We start from the raw sequence: 18,027 nt of genomic DNA, 5'->3' as shown, positions 1-18,027 counted from the left end.
CGGGGTCAGAGCCGGGTGGCCATGTCCTCGCGGAACTCGTTCACCGTGGCCTCCATGCGGTCGGCGTCCTCGGTCTCGCCGCGACGTCGTGCGTCGTCGGCGCGGGACTGCATGACGGCGATGGCTTTGCGCAATTCCGCATCCGACATTCGGTGTGTGGTGTTCGTGGTGACGGTGGTTTTCACGACGACCTCCTGACGGCGTGTTCGACGGCCTCGGGCCGAGACGCCCGTGATCGGCGTCCGCTTTCAGTGTCCTCCGTCACACCAGGGCGCGCCAGCATACGGGACGAGCCAGTGACGAACGACCCGAAGGACGTCAGCTTCGGGCGTCGGCCTCCGCGCGGGCGTCTTCCTGGCGACGGACGAAGCTCGACAGGCTGCGCGAAGCGAACTCACGGAAGTACGGCAGCTTCGCCGGCGGCACCAGCGAGGGCAGGATGGTGTGCCAGACCTGCTCCATGCGGACGGCGGCGCCGTCCAGGCGGGCCGTGCCCTCGGCGACCATGAGAACACCGCTGAGCATCTCGGACACGAGGCACGACGCTGTCTCCGCGTCCAGCGAGTCGATGACGTCGCCGTGCTCGATGGCCCGCTCGAAGAGGTGGGAGAAGATGTTCTGCCACGTGGCGAAGACGCTGCCGCGGCTGGGATCCGGTGCGTCCACCTCGAGCTGGAGTCGGTACATGATGCGGACCAGGTTGTCCGTGTTGGCCAGGTCGAGAACCGAGTACGTGATACCGATGACGGATTCGAGTGCGGGAGAACGGCTGTCGACCATGCCGGAGCACGCGGCGGTCACGCGCTCGCGGCCCTCGTCGACCAGCGCGCGGGCCAGCTCTTCCTTGGAGGCGAAGTGGAAGTACAGCGCGCCCTTGGTCACTCCCGATTCGGCCGAGACCTGGCTGAGCGTCGCGGTGGCGTGACCGACGCGGAGGAACAGATCGGCCGCCGCTCGCAGCGCCGCCGACCGTGTCGCCTCTGCACGAAGTTGCCTGACCATCTTCCGTCTCCCCACTGGGCTCGCGTCCATCATCAGAGCGAAGCTCGCGTCGATCCCGGAGCGAACGTTCTGCTCGCGGCCCGACGCCGCGTTCGGACAGTTTAGGCACAACAGTCCGAGAATCACGGATCATGAATGGAACACTGGATCGCATCACAACGGCGATCGGCGGAAAACAATCGTTCGTACCGATTCATCGCGATAAATCGAACACGCCGTCGGATCGACGATCGAATTCCGAATCGAGCGAGGTTCTCCGAGCGGAAGGACGGCTACCGTAACAGAACGGACACGAAGATCTCCACGTTGCCGTCCGCCGCCAGACACTCGAATTCCGGCCCGCCGGCGCGCGTCACGCCACCGTCGGCGACGGCCTCCTCGACCTGCGACCATGCGTCCTCGGTGCGGTCGGGCAGGGTCATCGACGCCTCGAAGACCGCGAACGCGCCGGCGGGCACGGTGACGAACACGTCGCCCACCGGCACGTCCCCCACCTCGGCCCGCGGGATACCGACCACCACGTTGAACACGCCGCGCTGGTCGGGCAGATACACCGTCCAGATGTCGCTCCCCGCCGGCTCGCGCTCACGAATGCGTTCGCGGAGGAACGTCACCAGATCACTCGCGCTGTTCTCCGGACCGGGCTCGACACCCGGCGCGACCAACCCGGCGACGATCGTGGTCGGCCGCGCCACCAGACGGAACGCCATCACCGGACTCCGGAGGTGTCGACGGGGACGAACATCTCGATCTTGTACGCGTGCGGGTACACCTCGAATTCACCGGTGAACGCGCGTCGAAAAGAACGGTTGTCCTCGGCGTGCGAAATGTCCTTCCAAATGGTTGTCAGAACCCGCGGAAAATTGCCGACGGCCGAGAACTTGGCATACGTTCCGGCAGGAATTCGAGCCACCACGTGTCCGTCGCGCACATCCCCGGCCGCGGTGCGATAACCGACGATCTGGGTGCTGTAGGAACCGATCGCCGGAACGTAGTCGGTATAGATCGACCCGAGTGGTTCACCGATGTCCTGGTTGAGGATTCCCGACCAAGCACGCTCGAGATTCGTGTCGTAGAGCGATCCCAGGGCACGTTTCGGGCTCCGCACGGGGAGTCCCGCGACCCACGTCTCCTCCAGATCCACGAATTCGACTGACATGACGTACTCCCGGGGACGAGGTGGCAACGCGCACCGTGATCCCCGCTTGGGGCGTTCGATTCGCCTTTTCGACCCCGCGCGACGGGACGAACCGAGACCGTGGAATCACGACGCGCCCCCACCATACCGCGCGGAGTCCCGAGAGAAGGGACCACCTGTTACGAATCAGGCCATTGTCGAGGCGACCGGAACCAACTCGGGCGAGGGCGGCACCGAACGGCGCGACTGCACGACCGCGGCGCCCGCGAGAATGGCTGCGCCGCCCGCGATCTGGGTGAGGGAGACGGCCTGCCCCAGCAGCCACCAGGCCGAGAGGACGGCGCAGACCACCTCGAGAAGGGCCACGACCGAGGCCGTCGACGCACCGAGACGACGGGTTCCCATGATGCCGAAGACGTAGGCGAGTACACCGCTCACCGCGGCCAGGATCGCGGCCGCCACCCACCACGGGGCGACGTGGCCGCCGAGCGAGACGTCCGTCGTCGACGCGTGGAGGGGAACCACGCCGACCGCCCCGGCGACGGCCACGACGACCGAGCCGACGACGAGACCGCCCGCCGACAGCACCAACGGGTCGACGGCGTCGTCCTGGCGCGCGGAGATCACGAAGTAGAAGGCCAGGCAGACGGCGGCGCCGAGGCCCCACGCCACGCCGATCGGGTCGAGCACGGCGCCCTCGAACACGTCGAGCACCACCAGGGCGCCGCCGAACGCCAGGGCGACCCCGATCAGCGTCGTCGGATGCGGACGTCGACGCGTCGTCGCCCACAGCCACCCGATCACCAGCACCGGGCCCAGGTACTCGAGCATGAGCGCCACCCCCACCGAGAGGTGCTGGATCGCGTTGAAGTAACAGACCTGCGCGCCGGCGACGGCGATCACGCCGTAGGTGACGACGACGGCCGGAGCCCGCCGAATCGCCGTCAGGGCGCGGCGGCGCACCAGCAGGACGATGGGGACCAGGAGCAGCGCACCGCCCACGATGCGGGCGAGGACGGCGGACTCGGGCGACCACCCGGCGTCGGTCAGCCCCTTGGCGATCGGCCCGGACATCCCGAACGAGACGGCGGAGATCAGCGCGAAGGCGAGGCCCGAGCGAGAGGAGAGCATGCGACGACCTTTCGAGCCCACAGGGGCATGTCACGATCGAACCGGTAGATTGGTCGTGACAGTACGGTCGACGCCAGTCAGGAGTCAAATGCTTTTTGCTCATGACACCCGTGCAGCGCTGGTCTGGGCCGCCGCGTTGGTCAACACGGCCGCGAACGGCGAGGAGGGCCTACCGAACACCGCGGCCCTCACCGCCGTGCTGGACGAACACGAGTGGACCGGTCGACGGGACGGCACCGTCGCCGAGCTCGACGCGGTGCGCTCGGTGCGGCCCGCGTGGCGGGAGCTGTGGGCGGAGACCGATCCGGACACACTGGCGCCGCGGGTGAACGACCTGCTCGAGCGCTCGCGGGCACGACCCCGCCTGACGCGCCACGGCGACTGGGGCTGGCACCTGCACGTCAGCGACGACGACGCCCCGTTGGCCGACCGCATGAACGCCGAACTGGCCGTCGCCCTCGCCGACCTCATCCGTGCCGACGAGCTCGGCCGGCTCCGGTTCTGCGAGTCCCCGGACTGCGACGCGGTGTTCGTCGACCTGTCGCGCAATCGCTCGAAGCGCTACTGCGACACGGGAAACTGCGGCAACCGCGCCAACGTCGCGGCGTACCGGGCGCGCAAGCGGGGCTGACGAGAAGAGCCGCTGCCCGACTCGCGGACAGCGGCTCCGATCTGGTGGAGCTGAGGGGAATCGAACCCCTGACCTTCTCGATGCGAACGAGACGCGCTACCAACTGCGCCACAGCCCCTGGTACTGCTGCCCGGCGGACCGGACGTGAAGAACTCTAGCAGCCCGTCTGGGCCGCCGGTGACCGCGTGCCTACTCTCCGGCCGCCCGACGCATCCGAACGTCGAGGTGCTCGTCGCCCACCGCGTCGTCGTAGTGGTCCAGGTGGTCGAAGGCCGGATCCTCGTCGTCGACCTCGAGCACCACGGCGCCGGGACGACGCAGGCGCTCGGGGGTGAGGCGCAGCTCGGGATCGGTGGCGGACTCGACGCCGAGGCGGGAACGCTGCAGGCGCTGCATCCGGCGGCGACGGATGTCTTCCTCGATGCGCACCTGTCGGCGGAGATAGAACAGGTACGCCCCCAGACCGACGACGGTGACGCCGAAGACCCACCAGAACAGCGGTGCCGCAAGGAAACCCAGCGCAGCGGACATCACGATGACGAACACGGATCCGAGGACCGCGCGCTGGCGGAACGAGTACCGGGCGGCGCGGGCGATGGCGTCGGCCTCGGGATCGAAGCCGCCGCGACCTCGACGCCGGGGCACGAAGTCGTCGGCGAAGTACTCGTCGTCGTGCTCGGCCTCGTGCTCGTCGGTCTGCATGGCTTCCTCCGGATCGGGCGAGTCGGTGGGGTCGTCCGAGACGCGGACATCGCTGGAGTGCACGTCGGTGGGTTCCCAGTCGGGGTCACTGCGATGGCCGGCGGCGGGTCCGCGCTCCCCACGCAGCACCGCCCCGCCCCGGTGCAGGACACGGGTGGCCAGCGCGACGTCGGTGGTGCGGCGGATACGAGGCCGCGACTTCACCAGCATGGGCACCAGCACGAACAGCCAGATGGCGACGAGGCCGATCCAGATCACCGAATTGGGCACGTACACCACCTCCTGCCGCCGAATGACACTCGTGTGAGATTCGCTCGTCAGCGTAGTGGGGGCGCCGCGACACGCCACGCCGACGCGCCGGGTCCGAATGCACTCATGTCACATCAGTCACAGGGAGGACAGGCCCGCACAATCCCACGACCGCATCTACCGCGGCCAGGACGCCCGGCCGCTCCGCACCAGCACGTCGCACACCGTCCCCGGCACCTCGCCGACGGTCATGGCGACCAGCAGGTGGTCCCGCCAGGCCCCGTCGACGTCGAGGTAGCGCTTCAGCAGCCCCTCCTGGCGGAACCCGACGTTCCGCAGAACCGCTTGCGACGCTTGGTTCTCCGGCCGCACGGTCGCTTCGATGCGGTGCAGTTTGGCCGGACCGAAGCAGTGGTCCAGGCCCATCGCGAGGGCAGCGGTGGCCACCCCCCCGCCGCCCGCGTCGCGGGCCACCCAGTAGCCGATCCACGCGGAGCGCAGCGCGCCGCGCACGATGTTGCCGACGGTCAGTTGGCCGCAGAAGGTGCCGTCGAGCTCGATCGCGAACGGCATCATGGTGCCGCGCCGGGCCTCCGACCGCAGCGACGAATACAGCGGTGGCCAGGACGACATCGCGTGTCGGACCTCCCAGGGCGCCTCCCCGGTGGGTTCCCACGGTTCGAGATGCGCGCGATTCTCGAGTCGCGTCCGGGACCAGGACGACGCATCCCGCAGTCGGACGGGTCGCACCGTCACGGACCCGGCGGACACCACGAGGGGTCCCAGTTTCGCCGGCCACCCGGGGTGAGCCGACCACGATCGCGCCATGAACCGAAAGCTACCGCTCAGCCCCGTTGTGCGAGGAAGGCGACCTCGACTTCTTCGCCGGTGCGCACCTCGGTGACGTCGGCGTCGACCATCACCAGACAGTTGGCCTCGGCGAGAGTCGCGAGGAGGTGCGACGAGCTGCCGGGCGCGCCGCCGAGCGCCTGGACCAGGTATTCGCCCGTCCCCTCGTCGCGCATGAGCTGGCCACGGAGGTACGCGCGACGTCCGGCGATCGAGGTGATCGGTCCGACGGTGCGAGCGGTGACGATGCGCCGCATCGGTTGCCGACGGCCGAGGGCGATGCGCACCAGTGGGCGCACCATCACCTCGAAGACCACCAGCGCACTGACGGGGTTCGACGGCAGGAGGAAGGTGGGGACCTCGTCCCGGCCGAGCTGTCCGAAGCCCTGCACCGATCCCGGATGCATGGCGACGCGGCCCACCTCGATGTCCCCGAAATCCTCGAGCGCCGCGCGGACCGTCTCCGACGCGGTACCACCGACCGCACCGGCGATGACCACGATCTCGGACCGAATGAGCTGGCCCTCCACCACTTCTCGCAACCGGGTGGGGTCGGAGGAGACGATGCCGATGCGGTTCACGTCGGCACCCGCGTCCCGCGCCGCGGCGGCGAGGGCGTAGCTGTTGACGTCGTAGACCTGCCCCTGGCCGGGGGTGCGTTCGATGTCGACGAGTTCGCCGCCGAGCGAGATCACCGACAGTCGCGGACGGGGATGCACCAGCACCTTGTCGCGGCCGACGGCGGCCAGCAGGCCCACCTGCGCCGCCCCGATGATGGTGCCGGACCGGACGGCGACGTCGCCGGGTTGCACGTCGTCACCGATGCGCCGCACGTAGTCGCCCGACCGAACGGGCGCCCGAACCGTGATGCGTCCGCGAACGAGGTCCGCGTGGTCGGTCGGCAGGACGGCGTCGGCCAGAGTGGGCAGCGGAGCCCCGGTGTCGACGCGAACCGCCTGGCGCGGCTGGAGCCGGATGGGCTGGCGGGATCCGGCGGCGACCTCACCCACGACGGGCAGGGTGATGTCGACCGGTCGATCGTGCTCGTCGACGGCGGATCCGGCGGTGGCGATGTCGACGCTACGAACGGCGTACCCGTCGATGGCGGCCTGATCGAAGCCGGGCAACGGGCGCTCGGTGACCACTTCCTCGGCGCAGAGCAACCCCTGCGCCTCGGAGATGGCGACTCGCACCGGGCGAGGGGCCACTGCCGCAGCCGTCACTCTCGACTGCTGCTCTTCGACCGAGCGCATCCGCACCTTCCATCCGTCGACCGGCGCGTCACTCGTAGGTGGTGAGCTCCGGCGCCCAGCTGTCGCTCAAGCGCTCCTGGAGCCACTCCCGCAGTGCCGGGCCGTAATCCTCGCGTTCCAACGCGAAGTCAACCGCAGCACGAAGGTATCCCCCGGGATTTCCGAGGTCGTGTCTCACCCCACGGTGGACGACGACGTGGACCGGGTGGCCTTCCTCGATGAGGAGGGCGATGGCGTCGGTGAGCTGCAGTTCGCCGCCGGCGCCGGGCTCGATGCGTCGCAATGCGTCGAAGATGGCCCGGTCCAACAGGTACCGGCCGGCGGCGGCGAAGTTGGACGGCGCCTCCTCCTTCGCGGGCTTCTCCACCATGCCGTTGACCTTGAGCACGTTGGGATTCACCGCGTCGGGCACCACCTCGGTGTCGAAGACGCCGTACGACGACACCGCGTCCTCGGGCACCTCGATGGCGCACAGCACCGAGCCGCCGCGCTTCGCCCGCACCCGCGACATGACGTCGAGCACGCCGCGCGGCATCACCAGATCGTCCGGCAGCAGAACGGCGATGGCGTCCTCGTCGTCGTCGAGCGCCTCCTCGGCACACGCCACCGCGTGCCCGAGCCCCAGCGGCTTCTGCTGGACGACGGACTTCACGTCGAGCAGCTTGGGCGCGACGCGCACCTTCTCGAGCAGCTTGAGCTTGCCGCTCTCCTCGAGCTTGTTCTCGAGCACCAGGTCCTCGACGAAGTGGGCGACCACGCCGTCCTTGCCGGGCGAGGTCACGATGACCAGCCGCGCGGCCCCACCCTCGGCGGCCTCGCCGGCGACCAGCTCGATGCCGGGGGTGTCCACCACGGGCAGCAGTTCCTTCGGCACCGTCTTGGTGGCGGGCAGGAAGCGCGTGCCCATCCCGGCGGCGGGCACGACGGCTGTCCGGAAGGGCGGGTTCTTCTCGCCGGTCGCGGACCCACTGCCTGCTGCACTCATGCGCCTGTTTCCCATCCTTGTAGAACGCGAACTCGGTCCGCGAAGCGTGACTCGCGACGCCGTTCGCGGGGACCCTAGGGTCTTTCCCGTGACCGACGACGACAAACGCGCCTGGCGAGACCGCACCCGGGCCGCTCGACGGGGCCTGGACGACGGGTACCGCGTGGACGCGTCAGAGGCACTCTCTCACGCCGTCGGGACTTTGGCCTCTCGTCTCCGCGACTGTGGTGACCGAGCCCTGGCAGCGTACGTACCGATCGGTCGAGAGCCCGGGTCCACGGCCATGCTCGACGCCGCGATGCGGGCGGGTGTCACCGTGTTGCTGCCGATCGCGGGTGATCCGGGTCCGATGTCCTGGGCGCACTACACGGGCCCGGACTCGCTGGTTCCCGCTCGACACGGTCTGCTCGAGCCGTCCGGACCGGTCCTGCCGCCGGACACGATCGGCGATGCCGCGGTGATTCTCGTGCCGGCCCTGGCAGTGGATCGTCGGGGCGGTCGACTCGGCCGCGGCGCCGGCTTCTACGACCGCACCCTCCACCTCGCGGCGCCCGATGCGTGGCTGGTGGGCGTGGTGTACGACGACCTGGTGGACCGGCTGCCCACCGAGGGCCACGACGTGCGAATGACCCACGTGCTGACTCCGGGCGGCGGCCTGCGACCGCTGCCGCTGGAGTGAGCGGAATGCGTCGCCCCTGGTGAGCGTTGCTCGATTGCCGGGGTTGGCACTGTCGGTTGTAGAGTGCCAATCAGGTCCGACCACGGAGGAAACGTGCCTACCTACTCTTACGCCTGCACCGAGTGCGACAACCGGTTCGACATCGTTCAGTCGTTCAGCGACGACTCGTTGACGGTCTGCCCCCAGTGCTCCGGGAAGCTGCGCAAGCTGTTCAACACCGTCGGCATCGTCTTCAAGGGCAGCGGCTTCTACCGCAACGACAGTCGCGGCAGCTCGAGCAGCAGCGAATCCGCCGGGTCCGACTCCAGCAGCAGCAAGGAATCCTCGTCGAGCAGCGACAAGTCGTCGTCGGGGTCGTCGGCGCCCTCCACCTCGAGCTCGAGCGGCAGCACCGGCAGTTCGAGCAGCAGCTCCAGCACGAGCAGCACCGCCGCCGCAAGCTGATCCTCCGCACCCCGGGGACAAGCCGTCGGTTGTCCCCGGGCACCTCGGCTCGGCCGCGTCGGGCCGCGGCCGTCTCCTAGCGTTCGGCGCGTGACGCCCCGCTCTCCGCTCTCGCCTCGCCTCCTCGATCGCCTCCCGGCTCTGCCCCCGCGGCTGACCTCGCCCGCGTCACGACGGGTGATCGCCGGTCTTCTCGTCGTCCTCGCTCTGGTCGCGGCGGTGCGCCCCGATCCCGACCGGAGGACGGTCACCGTGGTCACCGCGACCGTCGACCTGATGCCGGGCGTCGTCGTCACGGCCGATCAGGTGCAGATGACGGCCGTCGAGGACGACACCGCACCGACCGCTCCCCTGACCGACCTCGCCGACGCGGTCGATCGCACCGTCGCCGGACCGGTGCGGGCCGGTGAGATTCTCACCGACGTCCGTCTGCTCGGCCCCGAGCTCGCCGCCGCGGGCACGAGGGACGACGACGCCCGCATCGTCCCGGTGCGCCTCGCCGATCCTTCGGTGGCCGACGTCCTGCGGATCGGTGACGTCGTCGACGTCGTCCGGGGCGCAGGTGACGTGTCCGGTGGCGACTTGCCCTCGACCCCCGACGTGCTGGCCGACCACGCCCTCGTCGTCCTGGTCTCGGAGGCCGGCACGGGAACCACTCGACAAGACCGAGTGGTACTGATCGCCCTACCGGCGGCCGCGGCCACCCGCGTCGCCGCGGCGTCGCTGACCGACGCCCTCACCGTGGTGGTGCGTTAGGCTTCTCGCGCCGTTCGGATCGGGTCCGAACTTCCCGGTCTAACAGACGCAGTCCTAGCGAGGGGTGAGGTGCATGCTCAAGGGTTTCAAGGATTTCCTGCTCCGCGGAAACGTGGTGGATCTGGCGGTCGCCGTGGTGGTCGGCGCGGCGTTCACCGCGATCGTCACCGCGTTCACCAGCAACATCGTCAACCCCCTGATCTCGTCGATCGGGGCGAGCAGCGATCTCGGATGGGGCTTCTTCATCCGCGCGGGCAACGACGCGACGTTCGTCAACCTCGGCGCCGTGATCACCGCGGTCATCAACTTCGTCATCATCGCCGCGGTGGTGTACTTCGTGCTGATCCTGCCGGTCAACACCGCCAAGAAGCGCTTCGCCACCAAGAAGGAGAAGTCGCTCAGCGATCAGGACATCCTCATCCAGATCCGCGACTTGCTCGCCGAGGGCCGGGCCGACGGCGTCACCACCACGAAGGACGGCGTCACCGGACCGTCGACGGGTGGCACGACGCCGGGCAGCACCCCCAGCTGACCCCGAGACGAGCGAAGGCCCGATCCCGCGCGGCGGGATCGGGCCTTCGTGCGTTCGGCTCGAGCTCAGTTGAAGCTCAGGAGCGGAAAGTCGTTCAGCTCGATCGGAGTTCCGTCTGCGGAGCAGGCGTCGGCCACCGCGGTCGAGTTGGCGACGAAGGCCTTGCCCGACTCGCTGTCCGGCTCGCTCAGCTCCAGCGAGTCCTGCGGGAGGGCACCGATGAGCGTGCCCAGGGCACCCTCGACGTTGCCGGTGGCGGTGTCGGCCAGCGGCTGGAACTTCTGCAGTTCCTCGGTCTTCGCGTCGGTCCACAGCTGCACATCGCTGTCGGCCGGACCGGCCTTCACGAGGGCCGTGAACTCGTTGTAGGTGGTCTCGAATTCGCTGCAGGCCGACGCGTTCTCGCTGTTGCCGCCGGAACCGGAGTCACCGCCCCCGCAGGCCGCCAGGCCCAGGACGGCGACCGAGGCGACGCTCGCGGTGAGAAGACGAGTGGACAGAGAAGTCATGTCCCCCATTCAACCTCACCGACTCGGGCCCGAAGACGTTGGGGCGGTGCAGGATCGGGCACCTCGTGACGATCGACGAGACACGGCCCGGTGCCGTTGTCACCCACCCTCGAGCCGCTCCTCGAACACGACGAAGCCCCACCCGAGAATTCGGATGGGGCTTCGTGCGGTGTTCGGGTTCTACCGATCAGCGGGCCGATCGGCAGCCGATCCGGCCGTTAAGGCTGGATCAGTTGAAGCGCCACGGCTGGCCGAACGTGGTGGCGACGTCACCGTTGTCGGAGACGACCTGCACGTAGGGGCGAACCGAGACATTGCCGGCAATCTTGGTGGCGGTGCCGTGCAGGTTCGCGATCTGGATCTCGGTGTGCGCACCCGACGCAGCACCGGAGGCGACCTCGACGGTCTCGATGCCGGGGCCCGGCTCCAGGGTCACGCCGACGCCGGCCTGTGGCAGAACGTCGGAGAGGGTACCCGAGACGGCGCCGGCAGAGCTGATTCCGAGCTCCAGGCCGGGGGTCGTGTAGTCGAAGGTGAGCTCGCCACCGAGCGAGGCCGGGTAGCCGACCTGGTAGCCGATGGTGACGGTGCCGGAGAAGTCCTCGGCGTCGGGGCCGGTGACGTCGACGATCGCGCGACCGTTGTGGAACCACTCGCGGGTCAGCGGGCTGCCGTCCAGCGGGAAGACGGAGTTGATGAAGGTGTCGCTCTGCGAGACCGTGATGGTGTTGCCGCCACCGTCGACCACCGAGTTGGAATCGTCGACAGCCGCCGAGGCCGAACCGGAGCCGACGACCAGACCGACGACTGCGGCGCTGGCAACCACTGCTGCACGCACGGACTTCTGAATCCTCATGTATTTCCTCATCATGTTCGTCCCGGCACGCGTGTGCGCCGGGTGCGCTGTCGGGCTCTCGGATCCTCCCGAACGGCCGCTGGCGAGCAGACCGTATCAGGCGGCGACGGCGAGTTCGTGACTCGCGCGTCGTGTCTGAGCAGGACCACGAATCCGACGCAGTCTCGTATCGATTCAGCGTCGGCCGATGAACCTGAACGGAACCTTAGAGGGCCGACCGGAGGCTGACAACACTTACGAGACGCGGCTGGGGTTCGAACTCACGCCCGTGTGTTTCGCCCTTGTGAACTCCCGACACAACACTTTTCGTTGCGCAACGAGGGGCGCCCGAACGCGGCCGAACGGAGGAAACGCGAGGTCTCTTTCGGGTCACGGCGCGTGACATGGGACTTTTTTGGGTCACGAGTGAGTGGAAGTGCCGTCACGCCGCGGTCACGAGTCCCACGCGTCACTTCTACCGCTGGGTAGGTCCGCCACGGACGACGGGCTTCGGGAAACATTCGGTGAACTCGAGCCGACCGGGCGGGGGTCACTGTGGCACCTCACAGTGACGCACATCACACAGAATCCGGTCACTCGTAGTGGGGCGGTCGCTGGGAACGCCACCAGTCGTCGCCCCCGCGCGACCGCTCCGATGCCTCCGGCGCGTCGTCGGACGTCGGCTCGGGCAGGACGTCCCCGAAGACACGATCGAGCCGGGCCCGTCGTGCGCGGGCCCGGCTCGAGTCGTTCGTCCGGTCGCCGATCTCGTCCGGCGCGTGATCCGAGATCTCAGCCGTCCAGGCTCGACAACTCACCGATGACGTGAGCGGCCAGGGGCGTGAGGGTGGCCATGCCGTCGCGGACCGCAGCGCGGCTGCCCGCGAGGTTGACCACGAGGGTGCTGCCGGAGACTCCGGCGAGGCCGCGCGACAGACCCGCGTCGAGCGAGCCGGCCGCCAGACCGGAGGACCGCAGTGCCTCGCTGATGCCCAGGAGCTCGCGGTCCAGGACCTCGGCCGTCGCATCGGGCGTGACGTCGCGCGGCGACATTCCGGTCCCGCCCACCGAGACCACCAGGTCCACTCCCCCGATGACGGCGGTGTTCAGGGCGTTACGCACGTCGACCTCGTCGTTGCTGACCACCACGACACCGTCGACCAGGAAGCCGGCTTCGGTGAGCAGTTCGGTCACCAGCGGTCCGGTCTGATCCGCCTCACCGTGAGCGGCGCGGTCGTCGACGACCACCACCAGGGCACGACCGGCGACGGGTGCATCCATGTTCATATCGCTCACCGTAATGCCCGGGCCGTCGGGCGCAGAACCCGAGACGAACTCCACGTGCCCGACCACCGTCGTCAGGTGTCCGCTGTCGCGGACGAAGCGCGGCCCCCGCATCAGTTGCCCCCGCTCGGAGCGGTCCCGAGGGTCACCGAGACGGTGTTCGATCGACCGCCCTGCTCGTAGGTGACCGAGACCTGATCACCGGGCGCGTGGGAGCGCACGGCCGCGATGAGAGCGTCGCCGCTGGAGATGACGCGGTCGTCGACCTTGGTCACCACGGCGCCGGTCGGAATTCCCGCTTGTGCCGCGGGCCCCCCGTCCGTCACGCCGAGCACGGTGGCACCGTTGGCGTCGTCGCGGCTCGGCACGCTGATGCCGATGATCGCCTGCGTCGCCTTGCCGCTCTGCACCAGCTCGTCGGCGATGCGACGTGCCTGGTCCACGGGGATCGCGAAGCCGAGACCGATCGACCCGCTCTGCGACTCCGCCGAACTCGCGCCCGCTCCGAGGGTGGCGATCGCGCTGTTGACACCGACGAGCTTGCCGCTCATGTCCACCAGCGCGCCGCCGGAGTTACCGGGGTTGATGGCGGCGTCGGTCTGGATCGCGTCGATCACCGTCGTCTGGTCGGTCGACTGCCCGGACGTCGCGACGGGGCGGTTCAGCGAGGAGATGATGCCGGAGGTGACGGTGCCGGCGAGTCCGAGGGGCGAGCCCACGGCGACGACGCCCTGGCCCACCTGCAGACCGTCGGACGTTCCGAGTTCGATGGGCTGCAGGTCGCTGCGGCCCTGCGCCTTGATGACCGCGATGTCGGAGGACGGGTCCGTGCCGACGACGGTGGCGCCGGCCGTGCTGCCGTCGCTGAAGCTGACCTCGAGCCGCGCACCCGCGCCCGCGCCGGACACGACGTGGTTGTTGGTGAGGATCAGCCCGTCGGAGGACAGGATGACGCCGGAACCCTCGCCCTCGCCGGTACGCCCGGTCACCTGGATCTGCACGACGCTCGGCACGACCTTCGCGGCGACCGCCTGCACCGATCCGTCGGGTGCGTTGGCTGCCTGATTCGCCTGCGTGACGGGCTGATTCAGCGCGTTGGTCACGCCGCCGTTCGACGAGCCGGTCGCGAGCGCACCCACCGCGCCGCCGATGCCGCCGCTCAGCAGGGCCAGCGCGACGGCGCCGGCGACCAGCGCGGTGCGTCCCGGCTTGCGCTGCGAGGACTGGGGAGTCGCGGCCTGACCGGGTGCACCGTAGTACTGCGGCGGCTGCTGGTACGGGCCGAACTGCTGGGTGGGGTGCTGCTGGGTGGGGTGCTGCTGCCCGTAGGCCGACCCGCCGTACTGCTGCGTGCGGGGGTCGGACCCCCCGTAACCGCTCCACCCACCCTGCGGGTGCTGCTGCGGGGATCCCGTGCCGGGAGTCCGATCGTCGGATCCACCCTGCGCGGAGTTACCGGAGCCGCCGGGCGCGTTCTCGCGGTTGCCCTCACCGGTGTTGCGGTCGTCGCTCATGTCTCACTCCATCGTCCTACCGGTCGTCGTCCTTGCCGACGCGGGCCGGTCAGTTCACCTCGTCTGCAGTCGACGATGCCGGGCCGCCCTGAGAGGGGACTGAGCCCGCCCTGTCGGGGTCCTGTGAGTTCACGGCCCTGCCCGGCCGCCCCACGGTCGCTGATTCCCCGGGGAGCACGATCCGAATCAGCGTCCCGCCCCACAGGGAATCCTCGACGGCGATGGTGCCGCCGTGCTTGAGGACCACCTGGCGGACGATCGCCAGACCCAGCCCGGAACCCGGCATCGACCGTGACGCGGTGGAACGGTAGAAGCGCTCGAAGACCAATTCGCGCTCGTCCGGTGCGATGCCCGGTCCGGCGTCGGCGACGGTGAGTTCGAGCAGCCCGTCGTCCCGCGCGAGCATCTGCAGTTCGACGGTCGCTCCGGCCGGGCTCCACTTGGCCGCGTTGTCGAGCACGTTCAGCACGGCGCGCGACAGTCCGGCGCCGTCGCCGTAGAGGATCCAGGGCGTCACGACGGCGTCGAACGTGACCTCGTTGCGACGCCGGCGGACGCGTTCGAGGCTGCGTTCGACGACGTCGGCCATGTCGACGCGTTCGAAGACGTCCTCGGGAGCGTCCTCGCGCGCGAGATCGACCAGGTCCCCCACCAGCGTCGACAGTTCCTCGATCTGCGCGACGACGTCGGCCCGCAGTTCGGCCATGTCCTGTTCGGGGATGCGCGGCGCCCCGGGCTGCCCGGAGGCGATGAGCAGTTCCATGTTGGTGCGCAGCGACGTCAGCGGGGTGCGCAGTTCGTGCCCGGCGTCGGCGACCAGCCGGCTCTGCCGCGCGCGCGACTCGGCCAACGCCCGCAGCATCGTGTTGAAACTCTCGGTCAGCCTGGCCAACTCGTCGTTGCCCGTCACCGGAATCGGCGTCAGGTCGTCGGTGCGGGCCACCCGCTCGGCGGCTGCGGTGAGTCGGCCGATCGGCCGAAGTCCTGTGCGGCCCACCGTGGTTCCGGCGACGGCGGCGAGACCGATGCCGCATCCGCCGACGACGAAGAGCACCCAGGCGAGGCGTTCGAGAACCTCCCCGGTGGGTTGGAGCCGCTGCGCGATGACGATGGTGCTGCCGTCCTGCGTGCGGTCCGCCAGCACGCGCGCGCCCGCCACGGTCCGGAGCGAGGTGTCGGTGCGGCCGAGGGCGACGTCCATCTCCGGCTCCCCGATGGGCACCGTCGATCCCGGCGGGATGTACTTGGTCAGGTCCGAGAAGATCAGGGCGACACTGACATCGGTGCTGTAGAGCGTCGCTCCGGCGACGTAGCGGGGATCGAAGGCGACCAGGTTGGTGTCGATCAGCGAGTCCGCGCGCGTCCGGAGTTGGTTGTCGACGTCGTCGTAGAGGGCTCGCGAGACCACCGCGTAGGCGGCGAGGGCCATGACGGCCACGGCGACGGCGACCACGGAGGCGGCCAGGAGCGTGACGCGCCACCGCAGCGAGACCGATCGGGTGAGCGGCATCGGCGGGCGCATGTGCGGCGACGCGGCATCGACCCGGCTGCGACCGGTCCGGCCGAACGGCGGACGCAGGTTCACGGCGGCGTTTCGCGCAGGACGTACCCGACGCCGCGGACGGTGTGGATGAGCCGCGGTTCGCCGTCCGCCTCCGTCTTGCGCCGCAGATACCCGACGTAGACCTCGAGGGCGTTGCCCGACGTCGGGAAGTCGTATCCCCAGACCTCCTCGAGGATGCGGCTGCGCCCGAGGACACGGCGGGGGTTCGCGAGCAACATCTCGAGCAGGGAGAACTCGGTGCGGGTCAGGCTGATCGGCCGCTCACCGCGGCGCACCTCGCGTGTGACGGGGTCCAGCGAGAGGTCCGCGAACGTCATGGTCTCGCTGTCCGGCCCCAGCTCTCCCCCGGTCCGGCGCAGCAGTGCCCGGAGCCGGGCGAGGAGTTCCTCCAGGGCGAACGGCTTGGGCAGGTAGTCGTCCGCGCCGGCGTCGAGGCCGGCGACGCGCTCGGACACCGAGTCGCGCGCGGTGAGCACCAGGATCGGCAGGTCGTCCCCGGTGCTGCGCAGGCGCCGACACACCTCGAGACCGTCCAGACGCGGCATCATCACGTCGAGCACCAGCGCATCGGGCCGCTCGGACGCCACCTTCTCCAAGGCGTCGAATCCGTCGGAGGCGAGCTCGACGGTGTAGCCGTTGAACGTCAGCGAGCGGCGCAGCGACTCGCGCACCGCACGATCGTCGTCGGTCACCAGAATGCGCATGTGATCAGTGTGGCCCGAGCGACTGAGATGGTGCTGAGAGGGCCCCGCCCGAACACGAGGGTGCTGAGAGGGCCTGCGCTCAGGGCCGGCCGAAGAGTCCGTTCACGAAGGCGATGGCGTCGGGCTGCGAATCCCGGAACGCGGCACTGTGGTCGCCGGGGTAGGTCCGGAAGGTGAGCGGCTCCCCGTTCGCCGTCATCGCGGCGACGAGCGAGAGCGCGCTCGGCGCGGGAACGTCGACGTCCGCGAGACCCTGGCCGATGAAGACCGGCCGGTCGTAACCGGACGTCGGCACCCCCATGTAACCGTTGAGGACTCCGTAGAGGTCCGGCACCTGCGCGAGGGGCCGGGAGAACAGGTCACCGAGCCGTAGCCCGCGGACCTCCTCCTCGAACGGCACGGCGCACACCGTCTCCGCGCGGTCGACCCACTCGCGTCCGAGCGGGGTCAGGTAGGAATCGAGGTCGATGTCCGGCCGGGCGCTGCGCAGCCCGGCGAGGATGTAGAGGACGTACTCCGTCAGTCCGTCGGAGATCGCGACCGGCGGCACGCCGGGCCCCAGCGGCAGGAGAGCGAGTTCGATGTTGGCGGGCACGCCGGTGCCGACGGCGCCGCGGAAGTCGAGGTCGGGGGCCTGGAACTGCGTCGCGTACCGCGCGGTGGTCACCGCGGCGCCGCCGCCCTGGGACTGGCCGACCACCGCCCACCGGTTCGACAGCTCGGGATGCAGCGCGCGAGCCGCGGTGACGCTGTCGACGACGCTGTGGGCGGAGGTCCTCCCGTCGAGATACGGATGGACGCCCGGCGTGCCGAGGCCGACGTAGTCGGTGGCGACGATCGCGTACCCCTCGTCCAGCCAGCGGTTCAGGTACGGGTAGTCCCGGTCGGGAAGGGTCGGACCGATGACGGACGGTGCGCAGTCGTCCCCGAGACCGGACGTGCCGTGGGCCCACGCCAGCACCGGCCAGCCACCCTCGGGCGGTGTACCGGCGGGCAGGTAGACGCCGCCCGTGCTCAGGGCCGGTCGATCCTGCGGGCCGGTGGACCAGTAGGTGATGCGCTGCGCGTCGGCGCTGCCCGGAATGGGCGCCGGGGACGGCGACGCCGAGACCAGCGTGCCGGGCGATGCCGTCGGTTCGGCCGGGTTCGCGGAGACCGGTGCGGCCGCGGCGCCGGAGACCGGGAGGACGGCGAGCGCTGCGGTCGCAGCGACGACGAGCAGGGCGGATGCGACGCGGTTCGGCACGGCGTCACAGTACAACCGCG

The 18,027-nt window shown here is 69.7% G+C and carries 21 protein-coding genes and 1 tRNA gene; 5 read left to right on the top strand and 17 right to left on the bottom strand.

Annotation, left to right across the window (positions count from 1 at the left end; genetic code table 11):
• Window positions 1-5 precede the first annotated feature (5 nt).
• The 5 genes from RC2_RS03450 to RC2_RS03430 form a co-directional block, all read right to left on the bottom strand.
• Entirely contained in the window at window positions 6-185 is a 180-nt protein-coding gene (locus tag RC2_RS03450; protein ID WP_068147451.1) for a hypothetical protein, read from the bottom strand.
• 133 nt (window positions 186-318) lie between these two features.
• Window positions 319-1,002, bottom strand: a complete 684-nt coding sequence (locus tag RC2_RS03445; RefSeq protein WP_068147573.1) for a TetR family transcriptional regulator — start codon at window positions 1,000-1,002, stop codon at window positions 319-321.
• Window positions 1,003-1,274: 272 nt separating this feature from the next.
• Window positions 1,275-1,712, bottom strand: coding sequence for a GyrI-like domain-containing protein (locus RC2_RS03440; RefSeq protein ID WP_082895452.1), 438 nt, complete (start codon window positions 1,710-1,712; stop codon window positions 1,275-1,277).
• Window positions 1,712-2,161 carry a GyrI-like domain-containing protein gene (locus RC2_RS03435; RefSeq protein WP_068147447.1) on the bottom strand — a complete coding sequence of 150 codons (450 nt, stop codon included), beginning with the start codon at window positions 2,159-2,161 and terminating at the stop codon, window positions 1,712-1,714. The genes RC2_RS03440 and RC2_RS03435 overlap by 1 nt, the downstream gene beginning before the upstream one ends.
• 165 nt (window positions 2,162-2,326) lie before the next feature.
• On the bottom strand, window positions 2,327-3,271 hold the full coding sequence (locus RC2_RS03430; protein ID WP_068147444.1) for an EamA family transporter: 945 nt from the start codon (window positions 3,269-3,271) through the stop codon (window positions 2,327-2,329).
• Window positions 3,272-3,359: 88 nt separating this feature from the next.
• On the opposite strand from RC2_RS03430, the gene RC2_RS03425 reads away from it, so the two are divergent.
• Window positions 3,360-3,902: a CGNR zinc finger domain-containing protein gene (locus RC2_RS03425; RefSeq protein ID WP_068147442.1), complete on the top strand. Its 543-nt coding sequence runs from the start codon at window positions 3,360-3,362 to the stop codon at window positions 3,900-3,902.
• A gap of 42 nt (window positions 3,903-3,944) precedes the next feature.
• Here the strand turns inward: RC2_RS03425 and RC2_RS03420 are convergent.
• From RC2_RS03420 to RC2_RS03400, 5 genes are all read right to left on the bottom strand, one after another.
• Window positions 3,945-4,020, bottom strand: a tRNA-Ala gene (locus RC2_RS03420).
• Between the two features lie 71 nt (window positions 4,021-4,091).
• Complete coding sequence (gene sepX, locus RC2_RS03415; RefSeq protein ID WP_068147568.1) at window positions 4,092-4,874, bottom strand: divisome protein SepX/GlpR; 783 nt, start codon at window positions 4,872-4,874, stop codon at window positions 4,092-4,094.
• A gap of 156 nt (window positions 4,875-5,030) precedes the next feature.
• On the bottom strand, window positions 5,031-5,681 hold the full coding sequence (locus tag RC2_RS03410; RefSeq protein ID WP_068147438.1) for a GNAT family N-acetyltransferase: 651 nt from the start codon (window positions 5,679-5,681) through the stop codon (window positions 5,031-5,033).
• A 17-nt stretch (window positions 5,682-5,698) separates the two neighbouring features.
• Window positions 5,699-6,955, bottom strand: a complete 1,257-nt coding sequence (gene glp / locus RC2_RS03405; protein ID WP_068147435.1) for a molybdotransferase-like divisome protein Glp — start codon at window positions 6,953-6,955, stop codon at window positions 5,699-5,701.
• Between the two features lie 28 nt (window positions 6,956-6,983).
• The gene (locus RC2_RS03400; RefSeq protein ID WP_068147431.1) at window positions 6,984-7,940 is read right to left on the bottom strand and encodes a UTP--glucose-1-phosphate uridylyltransferase; all 957 of its coding nucleotides are present in this window, start codon (window positions 7,938-7,940) and stop codon (window positions 6,984-6,986) included.
• Here RC2_RS03400 and RC2_RS03395 point away from each other — a divergent pair.
• From RC2_RS03395 to mscL, 4 genes are all read left to right on the top strand, one after another.
• Complete coding sequence (locus tag RC2_RS03395) at window positions 7,939-8,619, top strand: 5-formyltetrahydrofolate cyclo-ligase (RefSeq protein ID WP_083529652.1); 681 nt, start codon at window positions 7,939-7,941, stop codon at window positions 8,617-8,619. The genes RC2_RS03400 and RC2_RS03395 overlap by 2 nt on opposite strands.
• A 93-nt stretch (window positions 8,620-8,712) precedes the next feature.
• On the top strand, window positions 8,713-9,063 hold the full coding sequence (locus tag RC2_RS03390; protein ID WP_082895450.1) for an FmdB family zinc ribbon protein: 351 nt from the start codon (window positions 8,713-8,715) through the stop codon (window positions 9,061-9,063).
• 90 nt (window positions 9,064-9,153) lie between these two features.
• The gene (locus tag RC2_RS03385; protein ID WP_068147425.1) at window positions 9,154-9,819 is read left to right on the top strand and encodes an SAF domain-containing protein; all 666 of its coding nucleotides are present in this window, start codon (window positions 9,154-9,156) and stop codon (window positions 9,817-9,819) included.
• A 73-nt stretch (window positions 9,820-9,892) separates the two neighbouring features.
• Entirely contained in the window at window positions 9,893-10,351 is a 459-nt protein-coding gene (mscL, locus tag RC2_RS03380; protein WP_068147422.1) for a large-conductance mechanosensitive channel protein MscL, read from the top strand.
• Window positions 10,352-10,416: 65 nt separating this feature from the next.
• Here the strand turns inward: mscL and RC2_RS03375 are convergent, their stop codons facing one another.
• The 7 genes from RC2_RS03375 to RC2_RS03340 form a co-directional block, all read right to left on the bottom strand.
• Complete coding sequence (locus RC2_RS03375; protein ID WP_068147419.1) at window positions 10,417-10,860, bottom strand: hypothetical protein; 444 nt, start codon at window positions 10,858-10,860, stop codon at window positions 10,417-10,419.
• Between the two features lie 229 nt (window positions 10,861-11,089).
• Window positions 11,090-11,716, bottom strand: coding sequence for an MspA family porin (locus RC2_RS03370; protein WP_245810939.1), 627 nt, complete (start codon window positions 11,714-11,716; stop codon window positions 11,090-11,092).
• Between the two features lie 771 nt (window positions 11,717-12,487).
• A complete protein-coding gene (locus tag RC2_RS03360; protein ID WP_139277256.1) occupies window positions 12,488-12,982 on the bottom strand; it encodes a MogA/MoaB family molybdenum cofactor biosynthesis protein in 495 nt (164 codons plus the stop codon).
• 110 nt (window positions 12,983-13,092) lie between these two features.
• Entirely contained in the window at window positions 13,093-14,493 is a 1,401-nt protein-coding gene (locus tag RC2_RS03355; protein WP_072681042.1) for a S1C family serine protease, read from the bottom strand.
• 49 nt (window positions 14,494-14,542) lie between these two features.
• Window positions 14,543-16,015: a HAMP domain-containing sensor histidine kinase gene (locus RC2_RS03350; RefSeq protein WP_068147555.1), complete on the bottom strand. Its 1,473-nt coding sequence runs from the start codon at window positions 16,013-16,015 to the stop codon at window positions 14,543-14,545.
• A 59-nt stretch (window positions 16,016-16,074) separates the two neighbouring features.
• Window positions 16,075-16,761, bottom strand: coding sequence for a response regulator transcription factor (locus RC2_RS03345; RefSeq protein ID WP_068147414.1), 687 nt, complete (start codon window positions 16,759-16,761; stop codon window positions 16,075-16,077).
• Window positions 16,762-16,840: 79 nt separating this feature from the next.
• A complete protein-coding gene (locus tag RC2_RS03340) occupies window positions 16,841-18,007 on the bottom strand; it encodes an alpha/beta hydrolase family protein (RefSeq protein ID WP_371828685.1) in 1,167 nt (388 codons plus the stop codon).
• Between the last annotated feature and the right edge of the window lie 20 nt (window positions 18,008-18,027).

Origin of the sequence: Rhodococcoides corynebacterioides NBRC 14404, from assembly GCF_001894765.1 — a bacterium.
Classification (GTDB): domain Bacteria; phylum Actinomycetota; class Actinomycetes; order Mycobacteriales; family Mycobacteriaceae; genus Rhodococcoides; species Rhodococcoides corynebacterioides.
This window is presented reverse-complemented; position numbering and strand designations above follow the sequence as displayed.

Coding starts and splice junctions, on each gene's coding strand:
- RC2_RS03445 (WP_068147573.1), bottom strand. CDS start 1,002: ATGGTCAGGCAACTTCGTGCAGAGGCGACACGGTCGGCGGCGCTGCGA.
- RC2_RS03440 (WP_082895452.1), bottom strand. CDS start 1,712: ATGGCGTTCCGTCTGGTGGCGCGGCCGACCACGATCGTCGCCGGGTTG.
- RC2_RS03435 (WP_068147447.1), bottom strand. CDS start 2,161: ATGTCAGTCGAATTCGTGGATCTGGAGGAGACGTGGGTCGCGGGACTC.
- RC2_RS03430 (WP_068147444.1), bottom strand. CDS start 3,271: ATGCTCTCCTCTCGCTCGGGCCTCGCCTTCGCGCTGATCTCCGCCGTC.
- RC2_RS03425 (WP_068147442.1), top strand. CDS start 3,360: ATGCTTTTTGCTCATGACACCCGTGCAGCGCTGGTCTGGGCCGCCGCG.
- RC2_RS03410 (WP_068147438.1), bottom strand. CDS start 5,681: ATGGCGCGATCGTGGTCGGCTCACCCCGGGTGGCCGGCGAAACTGGGA.
- glp (WP_068147435.1), bottom strand. CDS start 6,955: ATGCGCTCGGTCGAAGAGCAGCAGTCGAGAGTGACGGCTGCGGCAGTG.
- RC2_RS03395 (WP_083529652.1), top strand. CDS start 7,939: ATGCGCCTGTTTCCCATCCTTGTAGAACGCGAACTCGGTCCGCGAAGC.
- RC2_RS03400 (WP_068147431.1), bottom strand. CDS start 7,940: ATGAGTGCAGCAGGCAGTGGGTCCGCGACCGGCGAGAAGAACCCGCCC.
- mscL (WP_068147422.1), top strand. CDS start 9,893: ATGCTCAAGGGTTTCAAGGATTTCCTGCTCCGCGGAAACGTGGTGGAT.
- RC2_RS03375 (WP_068147419.1), bottom strand. CDS start 10,860: ATGACTTCTCTGTCCACTCGTCTTCTCACCGCGAGCGTCGCCTCGGTC.
- RC2_RS03370 (WP_245810939.1), bottom strand. CDS start 11,716: ATGAGGATTCAGAAGTCCGTGCGTGCAGCAGTGGTTGCCAGCGCCGCA.
- RC2_RS03360 (WP_139277256.1), bottom strand. CDS start 12,982: ATGAACATGGATGCACCCGTCGCCGGTCGTGCCCTGGTGGTGGTCGTC.
- RC2_RS03355 (WP_072681042.1), bottom strand. CDS start 14,493: ATGAGCGACGACCGCAACACCGGTGAGGGCAACCGCGAGAACGCGCCC.
- RC2_RS03350 (WP_068147555.1), bottom strand. CDS start 16,015: ATGCGCCCGCCGATGCCGCTCACCCGATCGGTCTCGCTGCGGTGGCGC.
- RC2_RS03345 (WP_068147414.1), bottom strand. CDS start 16,761: ATGCGCATTCTGGTGACCGACGACGATCGTGCGGTGCGCGAGTCGCTG.